This window comes from Amycolatopsis sp. NPDC054798 (assembly GCF_053611505.1).
On sequence record NZ_JBSHAM010000154.1, the window covers coordinates 1 to 12,926 of the forward strand.

The following is a 12,926-nucleotide window of genomic DNA, read 5'->3' on the forward strand; positions in this document are numbered from 1 at the left end:
CTGCCCTGCGGAGTCCGGACTTTCCTCGGACCGGGAGAACCCGGGCCGCGACCGTCCTGCCAGCTCGTCCGCCGAAACAGCCTACCCGGGGGACGGCCGGACCCCGGCGCGGGCTGGCACATTCCACCGCGTGGACGCGCTTTGCCCCGGCGCCCGGCCGCTGTTTCACTCCCCGCCATGACCGCAGAAGAACCGCACGAACCCCTGAAATTCGCTTACTGGGTCCCGAATGTGAGCGGCGGCCTGGTCACCAGCGACATCGAACAGCGCACTGATTGGGGCTACGAATACAACCGCGACCTGGCTGTGCTCGCCGAGAACAACGGCTTCGAGTACGCGCTCACCCAGGTCCGCTACACGGCGAGCTACGGCGCTGCTTACCAGCACGAATCCACCGGGTTCAGCCTGGCGCTGCTGCTCGCGACGCAGCGGCTGAAGGTCATTGCGGCCGTCCATCCTGGACTGTGGCAGCCCGGGGTGCTGGCGAAATTCATCGCCAGCGCGGACGTCATCTCCGGCGGCCGGGCCGCGGTGAACGTGGTCAGCGGCTGGTTCAAAGACGAGTTCACCGGTCTCGGGCAGCCCTGGCTGGAACACGACGAGCGCTACCGCCGCTCGGAGGAGTTCATCCGCGTGCTCAAGCGATTGTGGACCGACGACCACGCCGAGTTCAGCGGCGACTTCTACCGCGTCCACGATTTCGACATCAAACCCAAACCGGTCGCCGGACCGGGACGGCCGCATCCGGAAGTCTTCCAGGGCGGCAACTCCACGGCGGCGCGCAAGCTGGCCGGTCGCGTTTCGGACTGGTATTTCAGCAACGGCAAGGATTTCGCCGGCTTCAGCGAGCAGGTCGACGAGGTGCGCGGGTACGCCGCGGAGAACAATCACGCGGTGCGGTTCGGGCTCAACGGGTTCGTGATCGCCCGGGAGACCGAGGCCGAGGCGCGCGAGGTTTTGCGGGAGATCGTGGCGAAGGCGAACGTGCCTGCCGTCGAAGGGTTCCGCTCGGCGGTCGCGCAGGCCGGGAAGTCCACTTCGGACACGAAGGGCATGTGGGCGGATTCGGAGTTCGCGGACCTGGTGCAGTACAACGACGGATTCCGGACCGGGCTGATCGGGACGCCGGAACACATCGCGGACCGGGCGATCGAATACAAAAAGCGCGGCGCGAACCTGTTGCTGCTCGGCTTTTTGCACTATCTGGAGGACGTCGAGCACTTCGGCCGGGCGGTGCTGCCGGTGATCCGGGAGAAGGAGCGGGTGCTGGAGCGCGGCGCGGGAGTCCCGGAACCGGCGGGGATCTGAGTTCTCCCTGCGGCTAGCGTTCGGGGGTGAACGGTGCCCTGTCCCTGCTTCTTCTGGCCGGAACGCTGTGGTTCGCCATGGCGCGCCCGCGCGGTCTCCCGGAAGCTGTCTTCGCGGTCCCCGCCGCCGGTGTCGTCCTCGCGCTGGGCCTGACTTCCCCGCACGAAGCAGGCGAGCGGGTCGTCCAGATGCTGCCCACGATGGGCTTTCTCGGGGCGATCCTGCTGGTCAGCCACCTCGCCGCGGCAGAGGGTGTCTTCACCTGGCTCGGCGCCGAACTCGCCGAGATCTGCCGGGGACGCCAGCCTCGGCTCCTGCTGCTCACCTTCGCCGCGGCCGCGATCGTCACCGCCGTGCTCAGTCTCGACGCCACCGTCGTCCTGCTGACCCCGGTCGTCCTCGCCACCGCCGCAGAGCTGCGACTCAGCGCGCGTCCGCACGTCTACGCCTGCGCCCACCTGGCCAACTCGGCGTCGACGCTCTTCCCTGTCTCCAACCTGACAAACCTGCTCGCCTTCACCGCTTCCGGCCTCACCTTCGCCGGTTTCACCGCGCTGATGGCGTTGCCCTGGCTGGTCACCCTCGCCGTCGAACTCGCCGCGTTCGCCTGGTTCTTCCGCAAAGACCTCCGCGAACCGGCCAGCACCCGCCAGCCCGAACACCGCGAAGCGCCGGTCTTCACGCTCGTCGTGCTGGCGGTCATGCTGATCGGCTTCGCGACCGGACAGCTGGTGCACGTCGAGCCGGTGTGGATCGCCGCGCTCACGGCGCTGGTCTTGGCCGCGAAAGCCTTGTCAGAGCGGAAGATCCGGCCTTGGCAGGTGCTCACCGAAGCGTCCCCGCTGCTGATTCTCTTCGTGCTCGCTCTCGCGGTGGTGGTCGAAGCGGTCGACGAGCACCTTCTCGGCGGACTCCTGCGCACGATCCTGCCGACGACGGCCGGGCTGCCCGAACTCCTGCTCGCCGCGGGTGTCGCGGCCGTGCTGGCGAATCTGGTCAACAACCTGCCCGCGACGCTGATCCTGCTGTCCGTCCTCGGGCCGCACCCGAATCAGGGCGTGCTGCTCGCCGTGCTGCTGGGCGTGAACATCGGGCCGAACGCGACGTACCTTGGTTCCCTTGCGACGCTGTTGTGGCGACGCGTTGTCGTCCGCCACGGGCAGCATCCGCGGGTGGGCGAGTTCCTGAAGCTCGGCGCACTCACGACGCCGCTGTCCTTGGCAGCGGCGACGTGCGCGCTATGGCTGGCGCTCTAGCCTCGCGGCGCGATCGTGCTGCCGCGCGACAACGTCGGGCCACAGTCCTCAAGACCGTTCCCGAACCGCTGCGCTTCCACGTTCATCATCGTGACCTGCGCGTAGTGCTGCACAGCGGCGAGCTTCGCCGGGTCGGTCACCGCGTCCTTGCGGACGAAGTCGCCCTGGCGCTTGCCCGGACCGGGGTACACCAGGATCGGGAGGTAGTCCCGGTCGATGCGCGGGTCGATGCTGATCTGGTTGCCGTCCGCCCACGGGCCCCACGAGTGGATGAAGGTCGGCTTCACCGTGTCGAACACGTAGTCGCGCAGGCCGGCGATGTCTTCCTTGTGCGTGAGGTCCGCGATCGGCGCGTTGACCAGGCCGGCCATGTCGACCAGCTCGAGCCTGCTGGTCATCGAAGAGCCGCCGAGGTCCGGCAGCAGCAGCGACGCGTGCTGCAGGCCGAGCATGTCCGCGTAGGTGTTGAAGCCGCGGCCGAACCGGTCGGCGATCAGGCAGGCCGGCACGGTGGGGCTCTTGACGAACTCCTCGTCGTGCTGCACGAAGCCGATCGCCGAGGGGACCGACGCGGCCACGAGCACGAGCGCCGCGACCGCCCGCCACTGCACCTTCGCCAGCGAACGCAGCAGCTCGCCGAAAGCCATGACGCCGCACAGCGTGCCAAGCACCCACACCGGCGTCGCGAAGCGGTACTGCGCCATCCAGTCCGGCACCATCACGCCGTACGCGATCACGCCGAGCACGAGCGGCGTGACCAGCCCGATCAGCGGACGCCGCCACGGAGCCTTGACCAGCGCCCACACGACCGCGGCGAGCAGCACGAGCGTCAGCGCGATGCCCGCGTACGCCACCAGCTCGTGCGGCCGGATGATCGAGGCGAAAGTCGGCAGGCCCTGCTTCTTGGCGACCGACGGGTTGGCCAGCAGCCGGTGGAATTCCGTGTAGCGCCAGACGACGTAGCCGCCGAACAGCACGGCGAAGGCCGCGATGGACACCAGCGCGGACCGGAAGCTGGGCCAGAACCCTTCGCGCTTGACGCCGAACAGCAGGACGATCGGGTACGCGCTGGCGTAGATCAGGCCTTCCGGCCGGGTCAGCGCGGCCGCGGCGACGAGCACGCCCGCGACGATGCCGACCTTGAACGACAGCGAGTTTTCCTTGCGCAGCGCGGTGAACAGCAGCGCGGCGAGCGCGGTGGTGAAGAACGCGAACAGCGAGTTCTCGAGGCCGGAGACCACCCAGATCACGAACGACGGGATCGCCGCCAGCCCGAGGCCGGTGGCCAGCGTGACCGCCCACGCGTGCCTGCGGAACACCTGGCGGGCCACCAGATGGCACAGCACCAGGATGCCCGCGGTGAAGAACAGGCCGAGCAGCTTGGGGAACAGCACGTAGTCCGGGATGCCGAACAGCAGGCCCTTGTCGAACAGGCCGGCGACCTTGCCGAGCGCGAGCAGGATCATCCAGGTCGGGTCGGAGAAGCCCTCCACCGGCGGGGCTCCGGGGGCCAGCACCGGGCCGAGGCCCTCGGCGACGCTGCGCGAGTAGGAGAACGTGATGGCCGCGTCGTCGACGATCCAGTGCGCGTAGCGGGTGGCGTGCCACGCGACCGCGGCCACGCCGGCCAGCACCGCCAGCGTCGACGCCAGCCAGCTGAGCTTGAACCGCGCTGGCGGGTCGGTCGTCTCCTCCCCCGGCAGGTCGGGCTCGGATACTGCGGTGAGTGCGCTAGCCGTCATGTCCTCGTCACTGTTTCCACTTGCGGATTCTGCCGAAGAAACGCACGAGCCTGCGCCCCCCTTGAAGCCCCGGCCGGGACCTGCGCCGCGGCGCCGCGGTCGACACCGCACTCTAGCCAATACCTCATCCGGGCCGTTTCACACGTCATCCCCGACCGTGATCCACCTCACATTCGTCCTGCTCAGGACAGGTGCGAGATGTCGTTGACCAGCCGGACCGAGGCGTTGCCGTCCGGATAGAACTCGACGATCGAGAGCGACGCCAGGTCCAGGTGCAGCCGGAACAGCAGCGAGGGCCCGGCGTCGAGCCCCATCCGCAGCAGGGTCTTGATCGGCGTCACGTGGCTGACGACGACGACCGTACGCCCGTCGTACTCCTCGACCAGGTCGCGCCGCGCCTTGCCGACCCGCTCGTGGACCGCGTCGAAGCTCTCGCCGCCGGGCGGCGGGCACGACGAATCGCTCAGCCAGCAGCGGTGCAGTTCGGGATCCCGCTCGGCGGCCTCGCCGAAGGTGAGGCCCTCCCATTCGCCGAAGTCGGTCTCGATCAGGCCGGGGTGCGTTTCGACCCGGCCGCCGAGCGCGTCGGCGACCGCCTGCGCGGTCTGCTTGGTGCGGATCAGCGGCGACGAGACGATCGGAGCCGGCTCGCCGTCTTCGCCGATCAGCCCCGGCATCGCGGCCAGCCGTTTGGCCGCCGCGGCGGCCTGGCTCCGGCCGTACTCGGTGAGCGGGACATCGCCGCGCCCGGAATAGCGGCGGTCGACCGACATCTCGGTCTGGCCGTGGCGCAGCAGGAGCAGTTTGGTGGGCGTGCCGCGGGCTCCGGTCCAGCCCGCCGGGGACACCCGGTCCGGCTCGGAAACCCTGGCTTTCGGCCGCGTTTCGGCGACCGGGGCGGGCGAGGTGGCGACGGATCCGGCGCTGTCCATCGCGACGTTCGCGAGCCGGTCCGCGTGCGAGTTCTCCGCGCGCGGGATCCAGGTGTAGCCGACGCGGTCGAAGCCCGCCGCGATCTCGCGGGCCTGCGCGGCCAGCGGCTGCAGCGCGGCGTGCTTGATCTTCCACCGTCCGGACATCTGCTCGACGACGAGCTTCGAATCCATCCGGACGTCCACAATGGACACTCCGAGTTCGGCGGCCGCGGCGAGCCCGGCGACCAGCCCGGAGTACTCCGCGACGTTGTTCGTGGCGATGCCGAGGTACTCGTGGCGTTCGGCGAGCACCTCGCCGGTGGCCGCGTCCTTCACGACCGCGCCGTAGCCTGCCGGACCGGGGTTGCCCCGCGATCCGCCGTCGGCCTCGACGATCACCCGGTCGGTCACAGCCCCGACTCCAGCGTGCGGACCAGGATCGCGCCGCAGTTGTCGCACTGCACGACGCTGTCCTCGGCCGCGGACTTGATCTCGGAGATGGTGTTGCGGTCGAGTTCGAGCTGGCAGGCCCCGCACCGGCGGGCCCGCAGCAGCGCCGCGCCGATGCCCTTGTGGTCGTAGACGCGGGTGTACAGCTTGAGCAGCGGCTCCGGGAAGCGCGGCAGCAGCTTCGCGCGGTCTTCCTTGCGCCGCGCCTCGGTGGTGTCGAGGTCCTTGAACGCCTCGTCGCGGCGGGCCGCGGCGGCCGCGACCGCCTGCGCCGCCTTGTCGACCTCGGCGCTGGTGCGCTGCGCGTCCAGGCCCAGTGCCTCGCGCTGCTCCATCAACTCCAGCAGGTCGTCCTCGAGCGCGCCCTTGCGACGGCCGAGCGTCTGCAGTTCGTGCTCGATGTCGGTCATCTGCTTGGCGCCGACCGACCCGGATTCCAGCAGCTTGCGGTCGCGGTCCTCGCGGGCCCGCACCGATTCGACCTCTTTCTCCTGCCGGGCGATTTCCCGGTCGAGGTCCGAGGTCGCGGTCTCGACGGAGACGAGGGCGTCGCGTTTCTCCCGGACGGTCTTCTCCCCGGCCTCGATCTCGGCGAGCTCGGGCAGAGTGCGGCGGCGGTGCGCGACGCGCGAAAGCTCGGCGTCCACCTTCGCGAGTTCGAGCAGCTGACGCTGGACGGCGGGGTCGGCCTTCACTGTGCTCCCTGATTTAGTTACTGGGCGGTAGCGCGGATGGTCCACGGGTCGGTGCACCGCGTGGAGACGTGAGCTTCGACGGTACCCGCAAAGGCCGCGCCGACAAGGGCCGAGGCCTGTCCGCACCACGGCCACTCGCTGGCCCAGTGCGTCAGACCGACCAGCGCGGGCACGGTTTCCGCCGCAGCGAGGTGTTCGCCGGCCGGATGGTGGCGCAGATCCGCCGTCACGTACGCGTCGACGCCTTCGGCCGTCGCCTTCGCGAGATACGAGTCGCCCGCACCGCCGGAAACCGCGACGGTGCGGATCGGCCGATCTGGGTCTCCTGCGCCAAGAACGCCAGGCACGGTGACCGGAAGCGCGTCCGCGACCCGCTGGACGAACTGCGCGAACGGCTCGGCGGCGGGCAGGTGCCCGATCCGGCCGATGCCGGTGCGCCCGCCCAGTTCGTGCGGGTCGAGCGGCCGGTCGACCTCGAGCCCGATGGCCGCGGCGAGCGCGTCGGAGACGCCGGGGTCGGCCGAGTCGGCGTTGGTGTGCGCGCAGTAGAGCGCGATGCCGCCGCGGATCATCCGGTGCACGAGCGAACCCTTGGCGGTGTCCGCGGGGACGCCGTGCACGCCACGCAGCAGCAGCGGATGGTGCGCGACGATCAGCTGTGCGCCGATTTCCTCGGCCTCAGCTAGCGTCTCCTCGACCGGGTCGACGCAGAACAGCACGCGGTCGACGTTCTCGGCGGGGTCTCCGCAGACGAGCCCGACGGCGTCCCAGCTTTCCGCCATCCGGGGCGGGTAACTGCGTTCGAGTACGGCGATGATCTCGGCTAATGCAGGCACCCGGGGATCCTCGCACGGTCGCTCTGGAAGACTGCGAACCATGCCCAAGCTGGTGTTTGTGTGTTCTGGCAACATCTGCCGCTCCCCGATGGCAGAGCTCGTCTTCCGCAAGAAACTCGCCGACGCGGGCCTAGCGGACGCCGTGCACGTCTCCAGCGCGGGCACCGGTCCGTGGCACGTCGGCGAGGCGGCCGACCGCCGGGCGCGCGCCACGCTGAAAGCGCACGGCTACCCCACCGAGCACATCGCGGCCGAGGTCAGCGACGAAGATCTCGAAGCCGATCTGCTGCTGGCCGCCGACGAGAGTCACCAGGGGTTCCTCCAGTCCCGCGTCGAGGACCCTTCGCGGGTGCGGCTGCTGCGTTCGTTCGACCCGTCCGCCCCGGAAGGCGCCGAGGTGCCGGACCCGTATTACGGCGGCGACGACGGCTTCGAGGACGTGCTCGGAATGATCGAGCGGAGTGTGCCGGGGCTGCTGGACTGGGTCCGCGAACAGGCGTGACGTCCGGTCCGGGTGCGCGCACGGAACGCGACGGCCTACCGTAGAGGGGTGCGGTTGCGGTTTCTGCTCCGGCCGGGATGGCTGGCGTTGACAGTGGTGGTGTTCACCTTCGCCATCTGCTGTTACACGCTGCTGGCCCCGTGGCAGTTCCGCCGCGACGGCGAACAGGTCACCCAGAACAACGCACTGACCACGTCGTTCACCGCGAAACCCGCTCCGGTGGCGCAGCTGCTGCCGCCCGGTTCGAAGCCGGACAAGAACACTGAGTGGCACCTCGTGTCGATCACCGGCACGTACCTGCCTTCGGCGGAAGTCGTCGCCCGGCTGCGCACTGTGCAGGGCCAAGGCGCGTACGAAGTCCTCACGCCGCTTCGCGCCACGGACGGCACTGTGTACCTGATTGACCGCGGTTACGTGGGGCTCAACAGCGACTCCGGTGTCCTCCCCTACGCGGCAGCGCCAGGCGGACAGGTCACGGTCGTCGCGCGCGTGCGAAGCGACGAGACCGACCCGAAGAACCGCGAAGCGTTCGCCGACGCGTCGACGAACGGGAAGCTGCAGAGCTACACCGTCGACTCGCGCGTAGTGGCGAAGTCTTCCGGTCTCACCATCCGGCCGGGGTACTTCCAGCTCGACCAGAAGCAGCCCGGCGTGCTCAGCCCGCTGCCGCTGCCGCAGCTCGAGTCGGGCCCGTACTTCTCGTACGCGCTGCAGTGGCTGGCGTTCGGCACCATGGCGTTGCTGGGCTGGCTGTACTTCACGATCCGCGAGCTGCGTCCGGGCGGCGCGCTGACGACCGAGCGCCCGCAGCGCGGCCGGCGCAAGTCTGTCGCGGAGATGCTCGCCGAAGAAGAGGACGAGTACTCGCCGACCCCCTGAGTGGCCTGGTCGTTTCGCTGGAAAATGGCTCTTTGTCCGGGCCACTCGCCGCACGGATACTGACCGCATGCTGATCCATCCCTGGGACGCCGCGGACGAGAACGAATGGCGGGAATGGCTCGCCGGACACGATTTCGGCGAACTGGTCGCCGGGGGCCGCGGCCGCGATCTGCCCGTGGTGGTGCCGACGCATTTCGTCTTCGACGGCGACGCGACCGTCCGGCTGCACCTCGCCCGGCCGAACCCGGTGTGGCCGCTGCTGGAGGAACACCCGCGCGCGCTGCTGACGGTGACCGGCGATTACACCTACATCCGCTCGGACTGGAACACCAACGACGACCCCGCGCTCGGCGTGCCCACTTCCTACTACGCGAGCGTTCAGCTGGCCTGCGACGTCCGGGTCATCGACGATCCGGCGGAAAAAGCCGCGCTGCTGAACCTCCAGCTGGCGCACTTCGAGCCGGACGGCAAGCGCACTCCAGTGTCCGCTGTGGACGCTCCGGACCGGCGGCTGCTGCCGGGAATCCGCGGCGTCGAGCTGACCGTCACTGAGGTGCGGGCGAAGTTCAAGTACGGCGGGAACAAGAAGCCCGAGGACCGGCAGCGGATCAAAACGCGACTGTCCGAACGGGACGGTTTCAACGACGCGGAAGCCGTGGCACACCTGAAACCCTGACAGCTCAGGGGTTACGGCGGCGCACTCCGGCCAGCAACGCCACGATCACCGACGTCCCCGCGGCCAGCCAGCCGACCACTCGGGACAGTTCCACCGCCCGCGTGACGTGCCCGGCGTCCGGATTCCGTCCCACTCCCAGCACTGGCAATTCCACGACGCCGTGCGGATATTCGGTCCGCCCGCCGACCCGGATCTCCAACGCCCCGGCGAACGCGGCCTCGACGCGACCGGCGTTCGGGCTCGGATGCGCGATCGTGTCCCGTCGCCAAGCCCGCCACGCACCGCCCGCCGAACCACCGACCACCGGCGCGCCGAGGACGGTCAGCGCAGCGGCGACCCGGGTCGGCAGCAGGTGGACGAGTTCGTCGAGCCGGTCGATGACCCAGTGCCCGGGGAGCAGCCGGCGCAGCAGCCCGATCGTGCGCGCCGCGAGAAGCCCGGGCACGCCCGCGACCGCGCCCCACAGCAGCGGCGTGACGACCACTTCGGACGTGTTCTCGGCCAGAGTTTCCACGGCCGCACGGGAAAGCCCGATCGTGCTCAGGCTGTCGGTGACGCGCGGGTCCAGTTCGGACAGTGTCTCGCGCGCGGGTTCGAGACGGCCTTCTTCGAGATCGCGGGCCAGCTCCGTGCCCTGCGTCGCCAGCCCGGCCGCGCCGACGACCGCCCAGGTCGCCACTGCCGTCGCCGTCGCCTGCAGCACCGGGCCGCGCCGGCTGGTGCGCTCGGCCAGCACTCCCGCGGCGACTGCCGCGCCGGCGATTCCCAGGCCAGTCGCGCGCCGCGAACCGGTGGCCGCGACCGCCCGGCGGAAGGCGGTGACCGGTGGACGCCGCCGCGGATCGCCGAGTGCACCGTCTGCGGCCAAACCGAGAATCAAGCCGATCGCGCGCGCCGCGCTCACCTGTAGCCCCCCGAACATGGACGATTCAGCCGCCGAGATTACTCGACACCGCGGCGGCGATTTCCTCGCGTGCCTGCTCCACGATGTCGCGCATCGCGCGTTCGGCGCGAACCGGGTCGGCGAGGTCGATCGCCTCGGCGACCTCGACGTGCAGCGCGACCGCCTCGGGCTGCGGTTCGTCCGGCATCAGGCCGTGCCCGGTGCGGCCGGCGAGCACTTCGGCGACCACTGAGGACAGTTGCGCGAACATCGGATTCCGCGACGAGGACAACAGCAGATCGTGGAACGCGACGTCGTGGCCGAGGAAGGCGTCCAGATCGCGGGCCCGCGCCGTGCGCTGAAGATGCACCGCCAGCGCACGGAGCCGCCCGCGTTCCTCCGGGGTCGCCCGGATCGCGGCGAACCTGGCGGCGCACGGTTCGACGGCCGAGCGCAGTTCGGTCAGCGTGCGCAGGGCGGTCCCCCGGTCCGCACCGTCGAGCTGCCAGCGGATCAGCCGCGGGTCATAGTGGTTCCACTCGGCCGGCTCGCGGACGGTGACCCCGACGCGGCGGCGGCTGCTGGTCAACCCCATCGTCTCGAGGACCCGGACGACCTCGCGCGCCACAGTGCGCGAGGCCCCGAACCGCTCTTGCAGCTCTTCGGAGCGCAGTACCGCGCCCGGTGCCAGCTCGCCGCTCGCGATGGCCGCGCCGAGCTCGTCGAGCATGTCCTCGTGCCGATCATTCCCCACTGGGTTAACTTAACCCTCTGACTCGATTAAGTACTACTTCTTCTTGATTAAGTAGTACTTTTGAGTTTGACTTCTCGAGGACACAAAGACGTGGGAGGTGCGCATGACGGTCATCGTGGTGATGGGCGTATCAGGCTCGGGCAAGACGACGGTCGGCGAGGCGGTCGCGACGGCTCTCGGAGTCGAATACGCCGAGGCGGACACCTTCCACCCCAAGGCCAACATCGAAAAAATGACCTCGGGCCACCCGCTCACCGACGCCGACCGGGAGCCGTGGCTGGCCGCGATCGCGCTGTGGATCGCCGAGCACCAGGACAGCGGCGGCGTCGTCAGCTCGTCCGCACTGAAACGGCGCTACCGCGACGTGCTGCGCGGCGGCTGGGACGTCTGGTTCCTGCACCTGCACGGCTCGCGCGACCTGCTCGCCGAGCGGATGAAGACCCGCAGCGGCCACTTCATGCCGGTCTCGCTGCTCGATTCCCAGCTCGCCGACCTCGAACCGCTTGAGCCCGACGAGCCGGGCCAGACCTTCGACATCAGCCGTACGCCGGACGACCTCGTCGCGTCGGCGCTCGCTGCGTACCGGGAGCGCGCATGACGACCCTCGCCGCCGGCTGGACCGGCCACGACACCCGCCTGATCCTCGCCACGGTGCTGGCCATCGCCGTGATCGTGGTGCTGATCAGCAAGGTCAAACTGCATCCGCTGCTCGCGCTCACGCTGGGCTCCGGCGTACTCGGCCTGGTCGCCGGGATGCCGGTGGACAAGCTGCTGAAGAGCTTCACGAACGGCGTCGGCAGCACCGTCGCCTCGGTCGGCGTGCTGATCGCTTTCGGAGCGATGCTGGGCAAGCTTCTCGCCGATTCCGGCGGCGCGGACCGGATCGTGGACACCGTGCTCGGCCGGGTCCGCGGCCCCGGGCTGCCGTGGGCGATGGCGCTGGTCGCCGCGCTGATCGGGTTGCCGATGTTCTTCGAGATCGGTCTCGTGATGCTGATCCCGGTGGTGCTGCTGGTCGCCAAGCGCAGCGGGAAACCGGTGCTGCTGCTGGGAATCCCGGCGCTGGCCGGGCTGTCGGTGCTGCACGGCCTGATCCCGCCGCACCCCGGCCCGCTGGCCGCGGCCGGTTCGCTGAACGCCAACGTCGGCCTCACCCTGGGACTGGGCCTGCTGGTCGGCCTCCCCACGGTGATCATCGCCGGACCCCTGTTCGGCCGTCTCGCCGCCAAGATGGTGCCCGACGCCGCACCGCCCGCCCGGCTGGTCCCGGAGTCCGAAGGCACCGACGAAAAGCACCGCCCGAGCTTCGTCGCGACCCTGTCCACAGTGCTCCTGCCAGTGGTGCTCATGCTGGCCAAAGCTCTGGCGGACATCTTGGCAGACAAGGGAAACCCGGCCCGCCGTGTCCTCGACTTCATCGGCGACCCGCTCGTCGCGCTGCTGCTGGCGGTCCTCGTCGGCATGGTCGTGCTGGGCCGCCCGGCCCGGCTGAACCGGGAACGGCTGTCGTCGATCATCGGCGATTCCCTCGGCCCGATCGCCGGGATCGTGCTGATCGTCGCCGCGGGCGGCGGATTCAAGCAGACCCTGGTCGACGCCGGGGTCGGCGACGTGATCACCAGCCTGTCCAAGGGCGCGAACCTTTCGCCGCTGCTGCTCGGCTGGCTGGTCGCGGTGGCGATCCGCCTGGCGACGGGTTCGGCCACGGTCGCGACGGTCTCCGCGGCGGGCATCGTGGCGCCGCTGGCCGCGACGCTCGACCCGACGCACAACGCACTGCTGGTGCTGGCCATCGGCGCCGGCTCGCTCTTCTTCTCGCACCTGAACGACGCCGGGTTCTGGCTGGTCAAGGAGTACTTCGGGATGTCGGTCGGGCAGACGCTGAAGAGCTGGTCGGTGATGGAGACGGTGATCTCGGTGGTGGCGATCGCGTTGATCCTGCCGTTGGGTGCACTGCTCTAGCGCCCCCGCTTCCGGGCGGCGGGGGGGGCCGGGGGGGGGGGGCCGGGGGGGGGGGGGGGGGTGTGGGGT

General features: G+C 69.9%; 13 protein-coding genes. 7 read left to right on the forward strand and 6 right to left on the reverse strand.

The genetic code is table 11. From position 1 onward, the window contains the following. The first annotated feature begins 177 nt into the window (after positions 1-177). Together sfnG and ACWGIC_RS42625 are read left to right on the forward strand one after the other, a co-directional pair. Positions 178-1,308, forward strand: a complete 1,131-nt coding sequence (gene sfnG, locus ACWGIC_RS42620) for a dimethylsulfone monooxygenase SfnG (RefSeq protein ID WP_452081638.1) — start codon at positions 178-180, stop codon at positions 1,306-1,308. A gap of 77 nt (positions 1,309-1,385) precedes the next feature. After that, positions 1,386-2,564, forward strand: coding sequence for an SLC13 family permease (locus tag ACWGIC_RS42625; protein ID WP_452081649.1), 1,179 nt, complete (start codon positions 1,386-1,388; stop codon positions 2,562-2,564). Here ACWGIC_RS42625 and ACWGIC_RS42630 read toward each other — a convergent pair. The 4 genes from ACWGIC_RS42630 to ACWGIC_RS42645 form a co-directional block, all read right to left on the reverse strand. Then, the gene (locus tag ACWGIC_RS42630) at positions 2,561-4,306 is read right to left on the reverse strand and encodes a hypothetical protein (RefSeq protein WP_452081639.1); all 1,746 of its coding nucleotides are present in this window, start codon (positions 4,304-4,306) and stop codon (positions 2,561-2,563) included. The genes ACWGIC_RS42625 and ACWGIC_RS42630 overlap by 4 nt on opposite strands. A gap of 182 nt (positions 4,307-4,488) precedes the next feature. Then, entirely contained in the window at positions 4,489-5,631 is a 1,143-nt protein-coding gene (locus ACWGIC_RS42635) for a bifunctional RNase H/acid phosphatase (protein WP_452081640.1), read from the reverse strand. Next, entirely contained in the window at positions 5,628-6,365 is a 738-nt protein-coding gene (locus ACWGIC_RS42640) for a zinc ribbon domain-containing protein (RefSeq protein WP_452081641.1), read from the reverse strand. Before ACWGIC_RS42640 ends, ACWGIC_RS42635 begins: the two co-directional genes overlap by 4 nt. Positions 6,366-6,382: 17 nt before the next feature. Further along, on the reverse strand, positions 6,383-7,201 hold the full coding sequence (locus ACWGIC_RS42645) for a Nif3-like dinuclear metal center hexameric protein (RefSeq protein WP_452081642.1): 819 nt from the start codon (positions 7,199-7,201) through the stop codon (positions 6,383-6,385). Positions 7,202-7,241: 40 nt separating this feature from the next. Here ACWGIC_RS42645 and ACWGIC_RS42650 point away from each other — a divergent pair, with 40 nt between their 5' ends. The 3 genes from ACWGIC_RS42650 (at position 7,242) to ACWGIC_RS42660 (ending at position 9,258) form a co-directional block, all read left to right on the forward strand. Beyond that, positions 7,242-7,703, forward strand: a complete 462-nt coding sequence (locus ACWGIC_RS42650; protein WP_452081643.1) for a low molecular weight protein-tyrosine-phosphatase — start codon at positions 7,242-7,244, stop codon at positions 7,701-7,703. Positions 7,704-7,751: 48 nt separating this feature from the next. Next, positions 7,752-8,582 (forward strand): SURF1 family cytochrome oxidase biogenesis protein, encoded by an 831-nt coding sequence (locus tag ACWGIC_RS42655; protein WP_452081644.1) that lies wholly within the window; start codon positions 7,752-7,754, stop codon positions 8,580-8,582. A 67-nt stretch (positions 8,583-8,649) separates the two neighbouring features. Further along, positions 8,650-9,258, forward strand: a complete 609-nt coding sequence (locus tag ACWGIC_RS42660) for an FMN-binding negative transcriptional regulator (RefSeq protein ID WP_452081645.1) — start codon at positions 8,650-8,652, stop codon at positions 9,256-9,258. Between the two features lie 4 nt (positions 9,259-9,262). Here ACWGIC_RS42660 and ACWGIC_RS42665 read toward each other — a convergent pair whose 3' ends face one another. Together ACWGIC_RS42665 and ACWGIC_RS42670 are read right to left on the reverse strand one after the other, a co-directional pair. Then, complete coding sequence (locus tag ACWGIC_RS42665) at positions 9,263-10,162, reverse strand: cobalamin biosynthesis protein CobD/CbiB (protein ID WP_452081646.1); 900 nt, start codon at positions 10,160-10,162, stop codon at positions 9,263-9,265. A gap of 25 nt (positions 10,163-10,187) precedes the next feature. Next, a complete protein-coding gene (locus ACWGIC_RS42670) occupies positions 10,188-10,871 on the reverse strand; it encodes a FadR/GntR family transcriptional regulator (RefSeq protein ID WP_452081650.1) in 684 nt (227 codons plus the stop codon). A 127-nt stretch (positions 10,872-10,998) separates the two neighbouring features. Between ACWGIC_RS42670 and ACWGIC_RS42675 the strand changes: the two genes are divergently transcribed. Then, positions 10,999-11,493 carry a gluconokinase gene (locus tag ACWGIC_RS42675; RefSeq protein WP_452081647.1) on the forward strand — a complete coding sequence of 165 codons (495 nt, stop codon included), beginning with the start codon at positions 10,999-11,001 and terminating at the stop codon, positions 11,491-11,493. Then, the gene (locus tag ACWGIC_RS42680; RefSeq protein ID WP_452081648.1) at positions 11,490-12,857 is read left to right on the forward strand and encodes a GntT/GntP/DsdX family permease; all 1,368 of its coding nucleotides are present in this window, start codon (positions 11,490-11,492) and stop codon (positions 12,855-12,857) included. The genes ACWGIC_RS42675 and ACWGIC_RS42680 overlap by 4 nt, the downstream gene beginning before the upstream one ends. Positions 12,858-12,926: the final 69 nt, after the last annotated feature.

Excerpts from the sequence above, each read along its gene's own strand:
- sfnG (WP_452081638.1), top strand. The coding sequence starts at position 178 with ATGACCGCAGAAGAACCGCACGAACCCCTGAAATTCGCTTACTGGGTC.
- ACWGIC_RS42625 (WP_452081649.1), top strand. The coding sequence starts at position 1,386 with ATGGCGCGCCCGCGCGGTCTCCCGGAAGCTGTCTTCGCGGTCCCCGCC.
- ACWGIC_RS42630 (WP_452081639.1), bottom strand. The coding sequence starts at position 4,306 with ATGACGGCTAGCGCACTCACCGCAGTATCCGAGCCCGACCTGCCGGGG.
- ACWGIC_RS42650 (WP_452081643.1), top strand. The coding sequence starts at position 7,242 with ATGCCCAAGCTGGTGTTTGTGTGTTCTGGCAACATCTGCCGCTCCCCG.
- ACWGIC_RS42660 (WP_452081645.1), top strand. The coding sequence starts at position 8,650 with ATGCTGATCCATCCCTGGGACGCCGCGGACGAGAACGAATGGCGGGAA.
- ACWGIC_RS42670 (WP_452081650.1), bottom strand. The coding sequence starts at position 10,871 with ATGCTCGACGAGCTCGGCGCGGCCATCGCGAGCGGCGAGCTGGCACCG.
- ACWGIC_RS42675 (WP_452081647.1), top strand. The coding sequence starts at position 10,999 with ATGACGGTCATCGTGGTGATGGGCGTATCAGGCTCGGGCAAGACGACG.
- ACWGIC_RS42680 (WP_452081648.1), top strand. The coding sequence starts at position 11,490 with ATGACGACCCTCGCCGCCGGCTGGACCGGCCACGACACCCGCCTGATC.